Raw genomic sequence first — 17912 nt, 5'->3', positions numbered from 1 at the left:
GGCAGATGTTCGGCCGGGCCAACTTCGACCTGCTGCGCAAGCGGGTGCTCCTCGCACCGCGAGCCCGTTCATGATCGCGGTTGTGGTGACCCTCTGTGGCCCTGGCACGGAAAGTGATCCAGAGCCAGGATTCAGCCGCCGCCGACAGAATCCCCGGGCTCAGTGCACACCGCCAGGCCCCATGGACCGGCGCAGAGCGGCTCCCGGGACGAATATCCCGTCCGATGCGAACGGCCTGCCCCTCGTGGCTTCCATCCCGAGGGGCAACACCCGGGACAGCCGGGGCCAGCCGGGGCCTGAAGCCCTTCCGGACCGCCCCGTTGAACGCCCGTTCCGCCAACATCCGTCCCGCCGAACCGCCGGCGGGAACCCGATCCGGTTTGCTTCACGTTCCCGCAAAGCCGGCCCGCGGGAGCCCGTCCCCCCGCCCGGTACGGCCCGCACGATCAGCCAACTGACGCCCCGTCGAGACGAGCGTCATATGAGCGTCGGGAACCCGCGCCGTGTCCTTGTGCCCCTCTCAAACACAAGGACCACGTCGTCCCGAAACCGCAGGTCAAGCCACCTCCGCAGGCGAAGTGTCATTCAAAGCGGTGGATGACCGGAAACACCTCGAAAGAGTTCCCGAACCGGCGAAACCGCAGGTCAGGAGCCCTTTGCGGCCGGTTCGAGGATCGCGACGCACTCCAGGTGGTGAGTCATCGCAAACACGTCGACCTCAAAGTGATCCGGAAAACCGCAGGTCAGAGGCGGCTTTCCACCTCGTCTCCCGCCATGGGGGCACCACGAGCGTCATATGAGCGTCAGAGCCCGGAGCCCACCCGCCCGGGACGGACCCGGCTGCCATCGCGCACGGCTGCCACTCAACCTGCCCACGTGGACGCACCCGGTTCTGGCGCTGCTACGACACGGTCTGCAAGACGGGACGCAACGGCCGGAACGACGCCTGGAACCGGGACATCCGGCTGGGCGGGAGCAGGCATTGAGAACGTGCGCAACGTTCGTTCCTCACAAATGAGTTCGGCGAACCGTTGGCGTTCCGGGCATCTTCTGTGGCATGCTCGTGTGTGCCAGCAACGGGGTCTCGCTCGTCGCCAGATCACCAGCTGCGCTGAGCCAAGGAGTCCGAGGACGCACCCGGATCACCGGCATCTCTCACTTCATCTCCCGTGCAACAGGCGCGAGTCCGCGGTGGCGGCCTTCTACTCGCATGCCCCCATTCGATGCCTGTGCACCACTCGTTTCGTGCCCTGCTCGGAGGCTCAGCCATGTCGAATATTTCAACCCCCTCGTATTTCTATTTCCTGAATCAAGCCAAGGGCGACGGCGCCATGCTTTTCGGCATGGTGACGACACCTCGCGGCCCGGAGCTCTCGAAGATCGGCACCTTTAAAAATCACGCTGAATCCCACATGTTGGCCGCCGCTCTCAACGCTGCACTGCAGGGAGAAACAGGGGTGCTTTTGAAGGTTCGCCGACGCCTGCGTTCCCTGTCGGGGCCCCTGGGTAAAGCGATCGCCGACATTGCGGACGTCATCGAGGACACGCATCGCAACGTTTCGCAGGCCCGAGCGGACCACAAGACCGCGCGCGCCATCACAGAAAACCTGGAGCAGCCCAATACTGCCCTGTTCTCCCTCTTCCACACCACCGCGTGCGGGGAATGTGAGGACTGCGGGTGTGTCGTGGACGACGACTGTTCGAAGTGCCCTACCTGCGGACCCGATGGCCGAGGTTGTGGGAACTGTGGGACGGTCGAGGTGACTCCCAGGACCGCTTTCGCACTTCATCATGGGCTAAGGAGCCTTGCGGACAGGACGTACGTGACCGCTCAGCTCGGTTTCTGGGAATACGGCGTTCCGGATAGTGTGGAAACTCAGACGGACTGGTTCCTGCTCCATTGCGCCCGCATCTACGACGACCTCGCGGCTGATCTACTCATGGGTGGAATCCCCACGCCACATTGCCTTGGTGAGAGCGTGGCACTCGGCTACGCGATGTCCACCCTCAGTGTGGAAGAAACCGAATTCATCGAGACTGACGAAACGTACCAGACACTACCCGTCTCGCGTTTCGACAATGACTGGGAATTCCTTGCGAGCGACCTGTTCTCAGTGGACGACAGGGCACGGATGTTCCTGAAAGCGGACGCGATCGAGGAAGACCTGTGGGAAGAGTGGTTCTGCCCTTACCCTGGTATCCCGCCCCGGAACACGAACCGTGGATTCCGCTGCTGAGATCCCCTCACGAAGTCCGCTGCCTCCGGGAGAACTCGTCAACCCTCCAGGCCCGCAGGCTGGGCAGGGCAGACCCGACCCACACAGTTTTCCTTTCCCGGGACAGATGCGGTCGCTCACCCCCAGAGGACGGCGAACACGTCGACGAGAAATAGGCCGCGGCCCCCTCCCCGTCCGGGTCGGTAGCCGACCGCTCCGGTGGGGCTGGGGGGGGTATCTCTCACCTCGATCCGGACGACGCCCGACTCTCCTCGAGGAAGAGGGACAGGGCAAAGTCCCGTTCCGGAGACGCGGCCGTGGAGGACAGCGTTCGCCGTGAGTTCGGCGACCCCCAGAGCGACGGCGTCGTGCGTCTCGGTGCCGTACGGATGTTCCCACTCGGTGAGTTGGTGCGCGGCGAGCAGCCGGGCGAGGCGCGCACCGCGCCGGGTGGCGGAGAAGTGCTGCTCGCACGTACTGGCGGGGGTGGGGCTTTGGGCGCGGGGGGTGCCTCTATGTCCTTCGTCAAGGCCCCCGGGGGCCGGTCTGATCGGAGGCCGCACCCACACGACTTCCGGGGAACGCCCTTCGTTCAGTGCCCCGCCCGACGCTGCGCGTTCCGCTTCGCCTGCGGCTCCTCCTCCCCGCTCAGCGCCGCGAGTACGAGGTTGCGCCGACCCCGAAAGCTGCGGATGACCTGCTGGCGGACGAGGTCGGTGCTCGTACCGGTCGTGCCAATCTGACCGGTCTCCACCAGCCGCGTGAAAAAAGTGTTGTCAAGGTAGCCGGGCACGTTCTTGTAGCCGAACCGGACGGCTCCGCCTCGTCCGTCCTTCAGTCGCCCGTCGTCACGCAGCGATTCGAATTGCCTCCGGGAGAAGTACATCCCGTGGATCATCTCCGTGGTGTGTGGCAGCACGGAACGCGGATGGCAGAGTTTGATCCAGCTTGGGCTGGGGTCCAACCGCTGCTCGTCACCCGGGCCGGCCTGCATCTCCGCATACCGGTCCAGGCTCCTCATCCGTACCAGCTCCTTGGCGAGGTTCCTGTCGCTGTTCGGGTAGTAGTAGCCGCCGCGTGCAGCGTCGAGCTTCTTGTACTGCACGAGGACGAGGCTGTGACGCGAGACGTTGTAGAAGATGATGTCGCATCCGAGGAGACGCTCCGCCGGGGTGCGGTTGGCGTTCGCGACCAGCAGCGTGCGGCCGTGTTCACGGAACTCGCGCCAGGCCACATGGCTGGTCTCGTCGCTGAGCCATCCGAGCATGGATCGGGTGTCGTTCATGACGAGATGATCCTCGAGCGCGGGTTGATTGCTCAGCCCGTCGGAGCGGACGGACGATTCCCGCAGATGCGGATCGGGTTCCTCCAGCGGCTCATCGGGGTGATTGGATCCACCCACGAGGTCGAGAAACAACGGCGGCACTGTATCGTCGTACAACTCCTCGGCGGGAGGGTCCCATTCGGCCAGCCAAGGGATCTGGAAACCCGCCATACGCGTCACGGCGAGCGTCGCGTCGCGCTGCAGTGCCACCTCCTGTGCCGCGCGTCTGTTCCCGAAGTCCCACGGCTCGGTCGCTCCCTCGATCAGCTTGACGGCTTCCGTCGCTTCGGGCCGGAAGCGCAGCAGCAGAGCGCGCAATGCCTCACCCGTGCCCTTGGTCTGATGACCCTCCTCGAGCAGATGGCGCCGCTGGACCGTGGTGAGCCCGTTGAGCAACTCGTCGAGCGCGAGGGGCCTGCGCAGTGGACGCACGTGGGTGACACGCACCTGCTGCTCTTGGTCCTTCGCACCTCCTCGGCGAACAGATTTTCCCACCCGGGTGATCCAAAAACGCCCATAGGTGTCCATGGAGGCGATCAGGAGCAGGTGCCGCCCCTTGGACCACTGGTCACGCCGACGTGTGAACGTCCACTCCCAGTCGTACCGGCGGGATTGATGAAGCTCCTCGAGGAACTTCAGGTAATCGATTTCGTAGTCACGGCACTTGATGATCGCCACCATGAACGTATTCTTACCGGTCCCGCTGACAACCGGGACCGACTTCGACTCGCTGAACCGACTGCTTCGCAACTCCCCGCCCAGATGGGCCGTTTCGCCTCGTTCCGCAGCGCCTCCACTGGCTGACCATCCAGATGCGGGTCCCGGGTGCGAGAGTCCGCCGGACACAGCAGCCACAGACCGTGCGGTCCCTCCGAGGGTCGGCGGGCCTCGGTTTGGAGCGTGACCAGGAACGTACGGCCGCCCTCGTCTCAGTAGCAGGCGATCAGGCCCGCGTGGTGAAGGAAAAGAATCGTGCGCGGCTCGGCGGAGCGGATTCGAGGTTGTCCGCCCGAGGGCCCCACGCATGGCCGAACGGCTTGTCGACGACATCTTCGACGCGCTCAAGGAGCAGACCGTCACCGTCCCGGGCACCGGCACCCTTGACGTGATCGTCCCATCGCCAGCGAAGTCGCCAGCCGCCGTCCACGAACAACGCAGGGCTCTGGAAGCCCGGATCGAGGCACTGCTGGAGGCCCACCCTCTTTCCTGGGTCCGACCTCGATGCCCGGCACCGGAGTCAGGACCGCTGCAGGCCTTCTGACAGTGAGGATTGACCATGGCACCGCCCGGAGGTCTGACTCTCCTCCTGACTGACACTTCGGTTGTCCTTGTGGGGAATCGTCGGCCTGCCGGGCGATGCCGTCTGGCGCGTGGCCGGTCGGGCTTCCGTGACTTCATAGGAGCCTGGCCAGAGGCCCCATCACTGTCTTGTCCGCCTGCCCGACCGGCTCGCGCCCTCCCATCGGTGAGCGTTGGAGGGGCAGCACACAACAGCATGGCAGACGAGATAGCGGTGGTCGGAGGGATCGACACCCACACCGACCTCCACCAGGCCGCGGTCATCGACAGCATCGGCCGGTACCTGGCGACGGAGCAGTTCGAGACCCCCCGAAGGGATACCAGCGGTTGCTGGACCGGCTTCGGTCCCACGGAGAGGTCCTCGTTGTCGGGGTCGAGGGGACAGGCGCCTACGGAGCCGAGATCGCATGCTTCCTCACCGCAAACGAGGTCACGGTCATCGAGGTGGACCGGCCGGACCTCAAGGCGAGGCGGGACAACGGCAAGTCCGACCCCATCGACGCCTACGGCGCCGCGACCGCAGTCCTGTCCGGCCGGCCCGGAGGGACGCCCAAGGCCCGCAACGGGATCGTAGAGGCGATCCGGGCCCTGCGGGTTGTCCGCAAGAGCGCCGTCAAGGCCCGCACCCAGACCATCAACCAGATCCGGACCCTCATCGTCACCGCTCCGTCCATGGCGCGGGACAAGCTGCGGGCCTGTCCACACGGGAGCTGATCGACACCCTGGCCCGCTCCCGTCCCGCCGGCGACCCCAACGACCCCGCCTGCGCGGTGAGAATCGCGCTGCGCCGGCTCGCCCGCCGCCGGCAGCTCGAGGAGGAAATCAAGGACGCGGAGAAGGAGATCGGGCCGCTGGTCACCCGGGCTGCCCCCGGGCTCATCGCCCTACCCGGCGTCGGCCCGGAGACCGCCGGCCGGCTGCTGACAAGCGCGGGCGACAACCCCGACCGGCTCCGCTCAGAGGCGTCCTTCGCCCACCTGTGCTGGGCCGCCCCGGTCCCAGCCTCCTCCGGCCGCGCCCATCGCCACCGCCTCAACCGTGGCGGCGACCGCGCGGACAACAATGCCCTGCACACATCGTGCTGGTCCGCATGAAGTACGACCGGCGCACCCGGGAGTACGTCGCCCGACACACCGCCGAAGGCATGGCCAAACAGGACATCATCCGGTGCCTGAAACGGTTCGTCGCCCGCGAGATCTACCGGTCGCGCACGACCCAGCCGCATGAAGCCGGCTCATCGTTCCAACTTCAGTGACAAACGATCCAGGTTCGATGACAGAGAACACGGTTACTGCGCAGGCGGACTACACGCAGGCTGTTCGGTGCTGTTCTCCGATCCCGTTGAGTCGTTCGGGACGGGGAGCGGGGAGGCGGGCGGGTGCCAGGTGAGAATCCAGCTGGCGGTAAGCGCCACCACGCCGCCTGCCAGGGCGATTGCGCCGCCTGTTCCGATGGCTGCGGCCACCGCGCCCAGGCACACCGCCCCGACGCCCTGGAGTGTAATGCTGCCTGCGCCGAGCAGGCTGAAGGCCTGGCCCCGGCCATCCTGCGGCAGGGCGTTGAGGAACGGGCGTTGCAGGCCGAGTTGGTAGGCGTATCCGAGGCCACTGAGCAGCAGCAGACAGGACGAGACGCCTACCCCGGGCCGGGCGGCGAAGCCGACCAGCGGTAGTCCCGTCAGCGCGATCAACGGCACCACCAGTCGCTCCCGGGTGGGCGGCCGCAGCAGTCGGCCCACCAGCAGGTCACCGACAAGCATGCCGACCGGAAGACAGCCCATCAGCACCGCGTACCAGCCGGGCGCGAAGTGGCGTTCTCCCGAGTAGGCGACGAGGAGGCCTTGCGAGCCCGCCACGAACGCGACGGGTAGCCACTGGGCCAGCATCAGTCGTCGCACCGTGCGTCGGCGCAGCAGCAGGCCTGCACCCCGCAGGCTTGCCCGGACGGTCCCGCTGTCGCTCCCGGCGCTGCCGGGTGTGCCGCCGGACTCTCCCGGTTGCAGCCGGGGCAGCCGGGGCAGCCGGATGCGGATGGCCAACGCGCAGCCGAGGTAGAGGACGGCGCCGGCCGCGAGCGCCCGGCGGGGGCCGAGTGCCGCGACGGTCGCACCGCCCAGCGCCAGACCGAGCAACTGCGCGCCGGCACCGGCGATATTGTTCAGTGAACGGCCCAGTACATAGGCGTCACCCACCAGCGTCTCGGCGACCAGCCGACTCGACGCGCCGTGAAACACCGGTGTGGCGAGAGAGACCAGCGCCACGACACCGAGGCTTGCCGCGACCGGCATCCGCACCAGGGCGAGCAGCAGGGCGGCTGCGCACGTCAAGGCGTAGCCGCCGGCAATGAGCCCGCGGGGCGGCAGGTGGTCGGCCAGTGAACCCAGCAACAGCGAGCCGAACAGCTGCGGGATGAAGCCGATGCCGAAGGCCGCTGCGCTCAGCGGCGCGGAACCGGTGGCCGAGAAGACCAGCACCGAGAAGGTGGTGATCCGCAGGATGTCCGCCGTGATCGCGACGGCGCGTGTTGCGAAGAGCAGCCGGAATCGCGGCTCAGCCAGCACCTCACGGTAGGTGGCACGGTGATTGCCCTGTGCGGGCTCGGCGGTTGGGGTCATGACGCCCAACCTCACCGTGCTCCCGCGCCCGACACCAATGATTCGTCGCTGGACGAATCGGAACAGACATCCCTCGGTAGCATGGCGCGGTGCTCCGCTTCGAAGTCTCCGTCGAGGACCTGCTGCGCAGCCGCTTCGCGCTGTCGCCCGCGCTGGACCTCTGCCTGATGCTGCGCTCACTCGCCGGCCGGGACAGACCGCTGCCGCGAGCTTGGGCCACCCGGCTCCTCCCGTCCTTTGAACGGCTTCGCCGCGAGAGTGAACTGAACGCCGCCCTCGCGCTGCACAACCCGCGATCCGGGCCGAGCTTCGTCGCCCCGCCCCCTCGCGGCCTCAACCAGACCTGGGCGGACGACCTGGCCATGATCCGGGCCACACCGCCGGAAGCGGCCCGCCTCGAAATCGCCACCCACGCGACCGGCCCGTCCGCCGGTGATCCCCGCGTACGCGCGGTGCTGGACTCCACGGACGCCGTCTCCAGGATCGCCGAGGCGATGGACCGGGCCTGGCACGAGCTGCTCGCCGCGGACTGGCCGCAACTGCGCGCGATCTGTGAGCGCGACGTCGTGCACCGGGTGGGTACGATCGGCGAACACGGATGGGTCACGACCATCGAGAGCCTGCACCCGAGCATCACCTGGCAAGCCGGCGGTATCGAGATCGGCCACTTCTCCCGGGTCGAACCGGTCCGCCTCGCCGGCGACGGACTCCTGCTGATCCCCTCGGTCTTCGTCGCGAACATCGCCGCCCACCTGGCAGACCCCTGGCCCTGGCCCAGGACCTTGGTCTACCGTGCCCGCGGCACCGCCGCCCTGTGGGGCGAACAGGAGACCGTCCCCCGACCGGACGCGCTGACCGCTCTGGTCGGCCGGTCCCGAGCCCGGCTGCTGTTGGCGCTGGACGCCCCGGCCAGTACCAGCCACCTCGCCCGAAGCCTCGCCATGACACCCGGCGCGGTAGGAGACCACCTCGCCATCCTGCGAGGCGCGGGACTGCTCGTCCGCGCCCGGTCCGGACGGTCCGTGCTCTACCGCCGCACCCCGCTCGGCGAGGCACTCGTCGCCGGTACGGGCTGAGGGACCGACCCGGAACGCGGGCAGGCCACCGCGCGGGGTGGACGGGTCGAGCGGGAAGTCGGGGTACAGGGGCGCCTTCCAAAGGCTCGGTGCGGTTCTACTTGCCGCCGGCAGTTCGGCGGGGGCGGCGCGGTGGTGCCTGGACGGGGCCCTGCCGGGAAAGGGCGACGGCGGCCTCGGGCGGCAGATGGCCGAGCTGTGTGTCCTCGTCACGCCCCTCTGCGAGGTGGACAACGGTCCGGCCGGTTTCGTCCACGGGCTGCACGACCTGCGCAAGGCGATGAGCCATGGGGAGGAACGGGTTCATGGCCTGGCGGACCGGAGCACTCCGGTCACAGGCGGACAGCAGGTCGATGAGCTCGTCAACGGTCATCTCGGGATGCGTCACGAACAGCCTCCTGGCATGGGGAAAACGGTGAGCGGTGGCACGGGCCTGCCACTGGGAGGCGAGGAGCCGCCCTCGGATGAGGTCTTCGGCCGGCCCCGGCGGTGTCACACCCGGCGTGAGGTCTCCAGCACGCGTGCCACTGCAGCGGTGACGATGTCGGCCGGCGTCTCGGTGTCGAAGGACAGGTGGCAGCCGGGCACCGTGGCTGTGCCGGTGACGGCGATCTTCCATCCTTCACCGTCGGTGCCGGGGCGACCGAGCGGGAACCAGCCGAGGTGGAAGTGGCCGTCCTTACTGCTGACATGCACGTCCGCTCGGTCGTCCACGATGAGGTTGAAGTCTTCCGCGGAGAACTGGTCCAAGACGGGCGTGGACCGTCCAGGACCGAGCTGCCACTCGCGTAGCCGCAGGGCATCGATGGTGGTCGAGAAACCGGGTCCAACGGGAGCCATCGTCACGGGCAATCACCTCTTTGACCCGGGGTTTCTTGCAAGGTCGTATGCGTTGACATGGTCTCGCACGCGTTGGCCGGTCTTTCCGCGCTCTTTCCCGTCCACCCCCCGGCGAACTGTTACCTTCCGCTCCCTCTCCGCGTCGATCTCACGAAGTCACCTGAAGGAAAGGGGTGGCCAACCCGGGGCCCGGAGGTGCATGCTGGCCCGTTTCCCATCATGAGGAGGAGTACATGGAGATCCGGCCGCTTGAGGAGTTGCGTGCCGCGGACGATCTGTCGCTGGCGTTCACCCCCCGGGGACTCGGCGGCCGTATGAGGCCCGAAAGCGCTGCGGAGTTCCAGCAGCGCCAGATCGCCGACTGCGACCTGGCGGCGGGTGTCGCGGCAGGAACACGCGATTCCTTCGAGCGGCTGCGCACCGTCTTCGCCTACGGGGTGCTGTGCTACGACGTGTACACCATGGTCGCCGACCAGGCGCTACTCATCTATGAACAGGCGTTGCGCGACCGCTTCATGGAGTGGTGCGCCGGCACCATCACCTTCCGTCTCCCCACATCCCCGGACGTCTCCTACACCGTCACGTCGTACGACGACGTCAAGAAGCGCGCGGACAGGATGAGGCAGCAACGCCCGAAGCTCGTCGTCGCCACCCACGCCATCGAGTTCAACGGGATGTTGCACGGGCTCCGCCTGTGGGCGCGCACGGCGGGTCTGCTCCGCGGGCGGCGTAGCCGCGCGGTCGAAGAGGCGCTGGCCAAGCTGCGTAACTACGTTGCCCATCCCTCCGGCCACCATGTCGATACCCCCGTCGATGCGGCCCGGACGGTCCGGGATCTGGCGGAGGTGATCAACCAGTTGTGGGGGCAGGCCACTCCCGACGGGCGCCTGTACCCGGCACCTCTGCACCGGGAGATCGCCGTACTGAGCTGGAACGGTTCCGGTCGGGCGCGGATGGAGCCCGCCGACGCGCTCACCGCCCCCGGCCCCACGGAAGATCAGGAGAGCCACGGGTACCAACACGTCGTGGTACGGGCCATCCCCTTCATCCCGGGCAGTCGCTGGAATGACGCTCACTGGGCGGAGTTCGACACCCGCTACGAGACCACACGGTTCCCCACGGAATACCTGTGGGGGCCGGGTATCCGAGAGGAGGCCCGTGCGTGGCTGGAGCAGGAGCGCCCCGAGGGAGACAGCGTCGACTTCACTGACCGAGTGTTCCTGGTTCAGGACCACGAACGCCTGCTGCCGCCGATGCGGCCGGCGGTAGCGGCCGGGCTGCCCGACGACGAACGCGTCGGGATCTGGCATGCCGTGCGGGCCGACTTCCCCGAGGACGCCTTCGCGCACGTCCGAGGCTCCAGGGATAGCGGTGCTGGTCACGCCCGACGCCCCGGAGACTGTCATGCTTGTTCCGCCGAAATCCTTGGCTCCGGCTCCTACAACGAAGCCCTTCGCGCCGCGGCAGCCGTTCTCGGACCGATCGAGGCGGTACAGCTGCCCTCCATCCGACTCCCCTTGTCGATCTTCTGGCCCGACCGGCCGTGAGCGCCACAACACCAGGAGACGAGTGGCAGGCCAACAACATCAGCCACCCTCGGACATGGCCGCGACTGCGCCATCACGCCAGGAGCCATGCAGATCCGCAGCCCGCCGCCCGGCCCCCTGGAGGGCCCGGGCCCGTGCCAGGGTAATCCCCATGAAACCCATGATCCCCGCAACCATCCCCGACGAGCCACCGCTCACCTACGCCGACAGCTTCGACATACCGGTCCTCTTCCGTAACGGACCCGCGGACAAGCCCAAGAGGCAGTGGCGAACCAACAAGCACAAGCCGTGGACCGGGTCGGACGGGTTCCCAGCAGCGGACGGCTGGTACGCCCCGACCACCACGTGGCGCGAGATCATCAAGGCCGCCACCGAGGTCGGCCGCGACATCACCCCGCATCTGCAGAACCAGCCGCAGTACGCGCACGGGGAACTCGTCGCCCGGGTTTCCCCGCTGTACGCCTACCTCGGCGCTCACCCCGTTAAGCCGCGGTACCCCATACCGGGCGCCAAGGGCCGGCGCCTGACCCTGAACCCGGTCTACGCACACGGGACAGAGCGCACGGCAAAAAACGCCGCCGCCTACCGGCTGGGCATGACGATGACCGAGTGGGCCTGCCGTTCGCTGCTGGGCCTCGGGCAGACCGAACATCTCGAACTCGGCGGCCCCATCCCCGCCCTGAGCAAAACCTTCAAGGACCCGAAGAAGAAGCTGCCCGACCTATGGGGACGGCACGAGGCGGAGAAGATGTACTGGCTGATCGAGGCCAAGGGCGGCAACGTCGGCGTCGGCACGCTCCGCAAGGGATGGGCACAACTGGAGGCCGGCAGCAAGATACTCGGCTCGTACGCGCACCGCACCGTCCTGGTCGGAGCGTCCGTGCGGCCCGGAGACGACCTCTTCCTCACCATCGACCACGACCTGCACCCCGGCCGGCCGCCGCTCCACCCGGACGGATCCGGCACCGAAGACGAGGCAGCGGCGAGCCCGGGCAGTCTCGAAGACCACGTCGGCGACAGCGACGACGCCCTCATCGGCGCGGCCCGAGCCCAAATGCTCGCCTACCTGGCGCTGCGCTCGGCTCCCGCCTCTCATCTGCGCACGGTGCCGGTGCCGGCCGACCGCGCTTCCCGTCACCGGCGCTCCGGGCTGACCACCCCCCTGGAGGACGATGGCCATACCCGCGCCTTGCGGGCCGACGCCCGCGGAGCAGCGCCCCACATCGAGCAGCACACCCTGCGCGTCGGCATCCGCACCATGGGGCTCGACGACTTCCTCACCTGTCGAATCCCCGGAACCGAGGTCCACCTCGGCATGTCCCGGAAGCTGTTCGCCGCCTGCGAGCGCCTCCACGAGGAAGATCTCGCCATCGCCCGGCGCACCCCGGGGCTGCGCGCCGAGGACCTGCTGGCCGTTGACCAGGGGCTCAGCGAGGATACCCAGGAAGAACAGCGACTCACCCAGCGGCGGATCTTCCGCGAGCAGCAGGAGGAAGCCCGTCCCCGGTTGCGCCCCCTTCTCCGTGACGCCTACGAGCGGGGTGCGACGAGCGACTGGAGCGACCTGCTGCGCCGTTCTCAGGAGCCGGAGCTCGACCTGGAGGGCGACGAGAGTCTTCTCGAAGCGGCTACCCCGGAGACGTACCTGGCCGTCAGCCGCTACGGCCTGCCCCCGATCCACGCCTAGGGCCACCGCGACTTCACCCCGGTCGGTGGGGAGGCCTGGAAGGTTGCCCAGGCTCCCCCGGTGGCGACCGTCGATGTGCCGGAAGTTCCGGATCGCTCCCATCCTCTTGTCCGTGCGACGGGCAGGGCTTCTGTTCATGCGGCGGCCGTGAGCGGGGCTTCCAACCGTTCCCAGGCTCCGAGGACGGCCTTGTGCGCGTCCGGCTGGAGGTGGGCGTAGCGCTGGGTGGTCTGGAAGTTCTCGTGGCCGAGGAGGTGTTGGACCTCGTAGAGCGAGACACCTTTCTGCACGAGCCACGAGGCGCAGGTGTGGCGCATGGAGTGCGGCGGGTAGCGCGGGACGAGTCGCTGCTCGCCGTCATCGTCGAAGTAGTAGGAGTTCTCCACGGCCGGCCACCAGGTCTGGTGTCGCCAGTTTCCGTCGTTGAGCAGGCGGCCGGCCCGGCCCTTGGTGATGGTGGTGAACACCACGGCGTCCCGGTCGAGCCGGTGGATGTGGCGTTCCAGCGCCTCCAGGACGTGGGGCGGGAGGGGTACCTCGCGCCGACTCCTGGAGCTTTTGGGGTACTCCTTGATGCCGCTCCTGGTGTTGACCTCGACGACGAACAGGCGGGAGCGGCGCTGGTCAATGCGGTGACGGTGCAGACCGGAGAGCTCGCCCCAGCGCAGCCCGGTGTAGAAGCCGAGCAGGCACATCGTCCGCCATACGGTAGGGAGTTCGTCCAGGATGCTCTGCGCCTGGTCGAGCGTGAACCACTGGGGCGGTTTGACGGCGATCTGGGGCAGGTCGATGCTGCGGCAGGGACTGACCGCGATCACGTCGTCGTCGACGGCCGCGCGCATGATGGAGGACATCAGGTTGTAGGCCCGCTTGATGGCCGAGGCGCCGGTGCCCTTCTCGATCAGAGAGCGGATCCAGCTCTGCACGCTCATGCGGGTGATGGATCGCATCTCCCAGTCGGCCCAGTGGGGCATCACGTGGTTCTTGATGCTCGATGCGTCTCCCCGCAAGGTGTGGGGCTCAACGACGCGGGCGTTCCACCACTGGTCATGCCACTCGCGGAACAGGGTTTCACCTGCCCGCGGGTCGCGCATGCCTCCTTGGGCGAACTGGGTCTCCATCTCCAGACCCCAGGCGCGTGCCTGCGCTTTGAGGGGAAAGGATTCGCTGAATCGGTCGCCGAGTCGGTTGCGTACCGTCGCCTGCCACTTGCCGGTCTTCAACTTGCGGAGGTACAGCCCAACTCCTCATGTCTGCACGGGAAGTAAGTGGTGGATCGGGGTCAGCCGCGCGGTCGTGGTGCAACGACAGCGCGACGGGAGATGAACTCGTCGAGACCGGCCGCGGGGACGCGGATGCGCGACCGCCCCGTACCGGTGCGTAGGTCGACGACGGGGAGGTCGCCCGCGGCGATGAAGCGGTAGACGGTGCGGCGGTCGACATCCAGGGCAGCTGCGACAGCGGGAATGGACATCAGGCGTGCAGGCATGGGGAAACCTCTGTGATGCTGAAAGTGAGGCGCGGAGCACCCGGTCATCGGACTACGGCATGCCGCCGGACCAGCCTTTCCGGGCAGCGGAAATCGCTTCACGAAAGGCAGTACAGCGAAGCCTCTACCGAATGGGAATGACCGCGCGAAAGACGTGTGATACCGGGATATCGCGGTCTGGGGATCAGGTGGTTCGCGGAACCGGCTTCATCTTTTGACCGACCCCGGCAGGGCCGCATCTTCGTTGAGGAGGTCACAGTCGGTCTTGATGTTCTCCGTGTGCGAGCAGCACGAGTCGAGCCTTGCTCGACCGGAGTGTGGAATCCGCCACCGTCCGCATGAACGGGTGAACCGCAGGCGCGCCACCCACCTTTCCCCACATCCACCCAAGCAGCACCCCGCCCTCTTTCTCGGGGTACGGCCGCTCCTCTTCCATTCCCTCAACCGACATACCTCTGGGGCTCCTCACAGGGAACGACGGAACATGCCACGCGGTGAATGCGCGGCAGATTCAATGGTCTGCAGAATCGCCGGTTTGGCCAACCGGCGATCGTCGGCTATGTTGCGCCTGCCCCACCACGCCTGGTGTTTCGACACGGACAGGGAAAACGCGGCGTAGTAGCTCTACTGCGGACTGTTCCAGGTTTGCTTGCTTTTCCGTGTCATTCCAGTCCGAGGAACCCTCAACGTGTCCGCCGTGAGCGAATCATCACGCTCCGGATTTACCACGGAACGCTGCAACAACAGGCCTCTCGGTGCGCCGCGACGAACAGAGCGGGTATCTTCCAGCACTTGGTCCCGGGTTCGAGCCCCACCGAGGATCATCGGCCCCTACCGGCCGATCCCGTTTTCGCACACAGAGCGGCCCTTCACACCTCTCCGGGACTGCCGGAATTCGCCACTCCACCGGAGTCAAGCCCGGCTGGCACCGACCGAAACGAGGACTCGGCACCGTCCGCCCTCCGGCACCCCGTTCCCCGTGCACGAGGAAACGGCTCCCCCGGGCCACTCACCCTGGCCCCGAACGAGGTCCCCTCCACTCACACGGAAAGCAAATCGTCTCCGCAGTGGTCACCGTCGTCGCTGTCGGGTCACCTCCGCTCGCGCGGAGAGCAGGGCACCGGCTCCTCCCGGACCTACCGTCCCCACGGGTCACCTCCGCTCGCGCGGAGAGCAGGCTTCCTGACCTGCAACGTCATGGAGGGTTTGCAATGTCTTTACCCACCACGGCACCACCCAAGGTGTCGATGAAGTAACAGAAAGTTCCCTCACTTGCGAAGGTAGCTTATCCTTCGGCCGCACGTTCGAGCGCGACTGACAGGCCCTCAGCTCAGTAGCCGGATGAGCTTCGTCGACGCCGCTTTATGGTGGACATCGAATCACCGAGCGCAGAAGCCTGAGGTGCGCGGAGCTGGATCCAAAAAAGAACCGGAGCCCCCAGCCGGCCCTGGGGGTTGCCGTCTCCAGCTCTGCCCAGTGTGTCCGAACCGCGAACCCTGTAGGCATTTACCGGATCGATTTCATAGAGCCCGAAGAGAGCCTGTCGTGCTGAGTTGTTCGTGGGAGACGGGGACCTGGCGGGCACCACCAGCTGAAGCTGTGCCCGGTGGTGCCGCTGTACCGGACCTCGATCCCAAGCCGAGCACGCCAGTGCATACCCGGCCACCCGCGTGCGGTGGCCCGGAGCCAAGGGTGAGCGATCCGGGAGCCGCTTACCGTTCCTCCGCCGCGCGCCAGTATTCGGTGAGCATCTCGCCGGGCCAGGCCGGTTGGCGCAGTTCGCCGCGTGGGCCCATCTCGGCGAAGTAGGGGGCCAGGTCCAGGATCGGGGTGCCGGCGACCGCGTCGAGATCGGTCACGTGAAGATCCAGCCCACTGACCCGCAACAGACGGGGGAAGCTGACCGCCAGCTGGTTGGGGCGTCGGTGGTTGCGGTGCACGAAGGTACCCGTCGCCGGCCACCGCGGGTCGTTTCGCGGGCTGCGGGCGTGCAGGGCCACGTCGGAGGGCGTGGCCCGGTGAAAGTGCCAGACGACCACCAGGTGACCGAACTCCTCGATGCCCCGCAGCGTCTCCGGGGGGTAGGTGTCGTTCAACCGGATGATCGATTCGACCCCGCCCTGGTAGTCGTCGGCCGGCTCGAGGTGTCCGCCGATCACGGTGGCGATGGGCTGGAGCCGGATCGGGTCGGGCACGGTCATCTCCTCGGGACGCAGGGGCCGATCGGCTCACCCTATGCGCGCGAGAACGGTCCGCGCGCGGTCCTCGATGTCCGCCACGCACGCCGGGCCGCGGTCACGGAAGGGGGAGAGTGTGCGTCGCATGTCGATGACGGTGTCCCGGGCCCGGCCGGAGCGCACGCCCTCCATCGTCTCCAGGGCCCTTCCCCAGGTGTCGCAGGCTGCCTCCACCGCTCCCTGGCGGGCTTGTACCGCGCCGAGGTACCCGAGGGTCACCGAGTGGGTCCGGGTGAAGGTCTGCTTGGCGCGGGTGCGCACGCTGCGCCGGAACTCCTTCTCGGCGCCTTTCAGATCCCCCAGGTCCCGCAGGGCACAGGCGGTCTCGTGGGCGAGGCTGGCCTCCCCGAAGAAAAACATTCTCGCCGGTTCGTGGCCATCGTCCCTGGCGGCGGCCAGGTCGTCCTCGGCTCGTCGAAGGGCCGCCATCGTCTCGGCCCGGTGGCCCGCCACGGCGAGGGCACGGGCGTGCACCACACCGAGCAATGCCTTCTCTCGGGGCGCCGCCTCGGCGTAGCGCTTGCGCTCCAGTGACGCCGTGGCCAGGTCCAGTGCCTGTCGGGGGTGCCCCAGGTCCACCGCCTGGTGGGCCATCGCCCGCAGCACATGGCCCGCCAAGGGCGCGTCCTCGGCCTCGGCCGCCAACCGGGTGGCGAGGACGAAGTACCGCTGCGCGAGACCGTGCTCGGAGGCGTCGAAGGCCATCCATCCGCACAGGTAGGTCAACTCCCCGGCGGTGGAGAACAGCTCACGCCGTACCTCTTCGTCACCGGCTCGGCGATCCAGGAGCGCGGCGACATCGGTGTGCAGGTACGCGGCCAGGGCCGCGCGACCCTCCCCACCACCGCGCCGCTGATCTCGACGCGAGAAGAAATCGATCATCTCGCGGACGCCGGCCACGTCCCGGGCGTCGACCGACCCGGCTGCCGGGGGCCGGCGGGTGCGCGCTCGTTCGGCCGCGGTCTCCCACCACGAGGCGCCGGGCAGCACGATGCCGGCCGCCGAATACCCCAGTGTGGCCAAGACCCCGCGCCGCCGCCTGTCCAACTCCACGCTCCCCAGCTCTCGCAGTGCCGTGGCGGAGTCCTCGCTCCACTCCGGTGCCGGAGGAGACGCATCCGACAGGCCGATGTCGGCCGGTGTCAGGGTACGTCCCAGCCCTCGCGACAGTGTCTCGCAGAGGATGAGCACGGACCGCTCGCCGGGTCGGACACCGCGCACCCACTGGTTGACGTGGGACCGGGTGACGCCCGAGATCTCCCCGTTCCGCTGTTCGGCGGCGACCTGTCGCATGCGCCGTGCGAGTTGCTCCTGTGTCCACCCGGCCTCGGCGATGACCTCCGCCAGCTGGACATTGCGTGTGCGCGCCATGTCCGCCCCACCTTCCCGGCTTCCCGCGTTACCCGCGTTACCCGACCTTCCCCACCGCCAGCCCTCCCGACGCGGCGTGAAGGGCGGTTCGCTGAACGTACCCGAAATCGGTGGCGCACCGTGCCCCGATCGCTACTCGATCAATTCCGTGAACAGGACCTCCTCATGCCCAACCGTCCCGCCCCGCTCGGCCGAAGCCTTCCCGGAGGAGA

At 67.7% G+C, this 17912-nt stretch carries 15 protein-coding genes and 1 pseudogene; 8 read left to right on the top strand and 8 right to left on the bottom strand.

The window, feature by feature from the left end; genetic code table 11:
• Positions 1-1268 precede the first annotated feature (1268 nt).
• On the top strand, positions 1269-2237 hold the full coding sequence (locus LZF96_RS16860) for a hypothetical protein (RefSeq protein ID WP_233872725.1): 969 nt from the start codon (positions 1269-1271) through the stop codon (positions 2235-2237).
• A gap of 571 nt (positions 2238-2808) precedes the next feature.
• On the opposite strand, the gene LZF96_RS16850 is transcribed toward LZF96_RS16860, so the two are convergent.
• The gene (locus tag LZF96_RS16850; RefSeq protein ID WP_233872722.1) at positions 2809-4221 is read right to left on the bottom strand and encodes a hypothetical protein; all 1413 of its coding nucleotides are present in this window, start codon (positions 4219-4221) and stop codon (positions 2809-2811) included.
• Between the two features lie 295 nt (positions 4222-4516).
• Here LZF96_RS16850 and LZF96_RS16845 point away from each other — a divergent pair.
• The 4 genes and pseudogenes from LZF96_RS16845 to LZF96_RS16830 form a co-directional block, all read left to right on the top strand.
• A pseudogene (locus tag LZF96_RS16845) lies at positions 4517-4800 on the top strand (IS110 family transposase); the annotation flags it as partial.
• 366 nt (positions 4801-5166) lie between these two features.
• Complete coding sequence (locus LZF96_RS16840) at positions 5167-5553, top strand: transposase (RefSeq protein WP_233872720.1); 387 nt, start codon at positions 5167-5169, stop codon at positions 5551-5553.
• A gap of 56 nt (positions 5554-5609) precedes the next feature.
• Positions 5610-5933, top strand: coding sequence for a transposase (locus LZF96_RS16835; protein ID WP_233872718.1), 324 nt, complete (start codon positions 5610-5612; stop codon positions 5931-5933).
• Positions 5930-6094, top strand: a complete 165-nt coding sequence (locus LZF96_RS16830) for a hypothetical protein (protein ID WP_233872716.1) — start codon at positions 5930-5932, stop codon at positions 6092-6094. The genes LZF96_RS16835 and LZF96_RS16830 overlap by 4 nt, the downstream gene beginning before the upstream one ends.
• A 33-nt stretch (positions 6095-6127) precedes the next feature.
• On the opposite strand, the gene LZF96_RS16825 is transcribed toward LZF96_RS16830, so the two are convergent.
• Entirely contained in the window at positions 6128-7453 is a 1326-nt protein-coding gene (locus LZF96_RS16825; protein ID WP_233872714.1) for an MFS transporter, read from the bottom strand.
• Positions 7454-7542: 89 nt separating this feature from the next.
• Here LZF96_RS16825 and LZF96_RS16820 point away from each other — a divergent pair, with 89 nt between their 5' ends.
• A complete protein-coding gene (locus LZF96_RS16820) occupies positions 7543-8529 on the top strand; it encodes a helix-turn-helix transcriptional regulator (protein ID WP_233872712.1) in 987 nt (328 codons plus the stop codon).
• 97 nt (positions 8530-8626) lie between these two features.
• On the opposite strand, the gene LZF96_RS16815 is transcribed toward LZF96_RS16820, so the two are convergent.
• Together LZF96_RS16815 and LZF96_RS16810 are read right to left on the bottom strand one after the other, a co-directional pair.
• Entirely contained in the window at positions 8627-8917 is a 291-nt protein-coding gene (locus LZF96_RS16815) for a hypothetical protein (protein ID WP_233872710.1), read from the bottom strand.
• Between the two features lie 104 nt (positions 8918-9021).
• The gene (locus LZF96_RS16810) at positions 9022-9375 is read right to left on the bottom strand and encodes a DUF317 domain-containing protein (RefSeq protein ID WP_233872708.1); all 354 of its coding nucleotides are present in this window, start codon (positions 9373-9375) and stop codon (positions 9022-9024) included.
• Positions 9376-9683: 308 nt separating this feature from the next.
• On the opposite strand from LZF96_RS16810, the gene LZF96_RS16805 reads away from it, so the two are divergent.
• Together LZF96_RS16805 and LZF96_RS16800 are read left to right on the top strand one after the other, a co-directional pair.
• On the top strand, positions 9684-10916 hold the full coding sequence (locus tag LZF96_RS16805) for a hypothetical protein (RefSeq protein ID WP_233872706.1): 1233 nt from the start codon (positions 9684-9686) through the stop codon (positions 10914-10916).
• A gap of 160 nt (positions 10917-11076) precedes the next feature.
• Positions 11077-12603: a gamma-glutamyltransferase gene (locus tag LZF96_RS16800; RefSeq protein ID WP_233872704.1), complete on the top strand. Its 1527-nt coding sequence runs from the start codon at positions 11077-11079 to the stop codon at positions 12601-12603.
• Positions 12604-12737: 134 nt separating this feature from the next.
• Here the strand turns inward: LZF96_RS16800 and LZF96_RS16795 are convergent, their stop codons facing one another.
• The 4 genes from LZF96_RS16795 to LZF96_RS16780 form a co-directional block, all read right to left on the bottom strand.
• Positions 12738-13826 (bottom strand): site-specific integrase, encoded by a 1089-nt coding sequence (locus LZF96_RS16795; protein ID WP_233872702.1) that lies wholly within the window; start codon positions 13824-13826, stop codon positions 12738-12740.
• 59 nt (positions 13827-13885) lie between these two features.
• Positions 13886-14092, bottom strand: coding sequence for a helix-turn-helix domain-containing protein (locus LZF96_RS16790; RefSeq protein ID WP_233872700.1), 207 nt, complete (start codon positions 14090-14092; stop codon positions 13886-13888).
• A gap of 1712 nt (positions 14093-15804) precedes the next feature.
• Positions 15805-16287 carry a TrmO family methyltransferase gene (locus LZF96_RS16785; protein WP_233872698.1) on the bottom strand — a complete coding sequence of 161 codons (483 nt, stop codon included), beginning with the start codon at positions 16285-16287 and terminating at the stop codon, positions 15805-15807.
• Between the two features lie 33 nt (positions 16288-16320).
• Positions 16321-17700: a helix-turn-helix transcriptional regulator gene (locus LZF96_RS16780; protein WP_233872696.1), complete on the bottom strand. Its 1380-nt coding sequence runs from the start codon at positions 17698-17700 to the stop codon at positions 16321-16323.
• Positions 17701-17912 lie beyond the last annotated feature (212 nt).

The organism is Streptomyces sp. ST2-7A, from assembly GCF_021390475.1.
GTDB lineage: Bacteria > Actinomycetota > Actinomycetes > Streptomycetales > Streptomycetaceae > Streptomyces.
The sequence above is the reverse complement of the archived record's forward strand: the minus strand, read 5'-3'. Positions and strand labels throughout refer to the sequence as shown.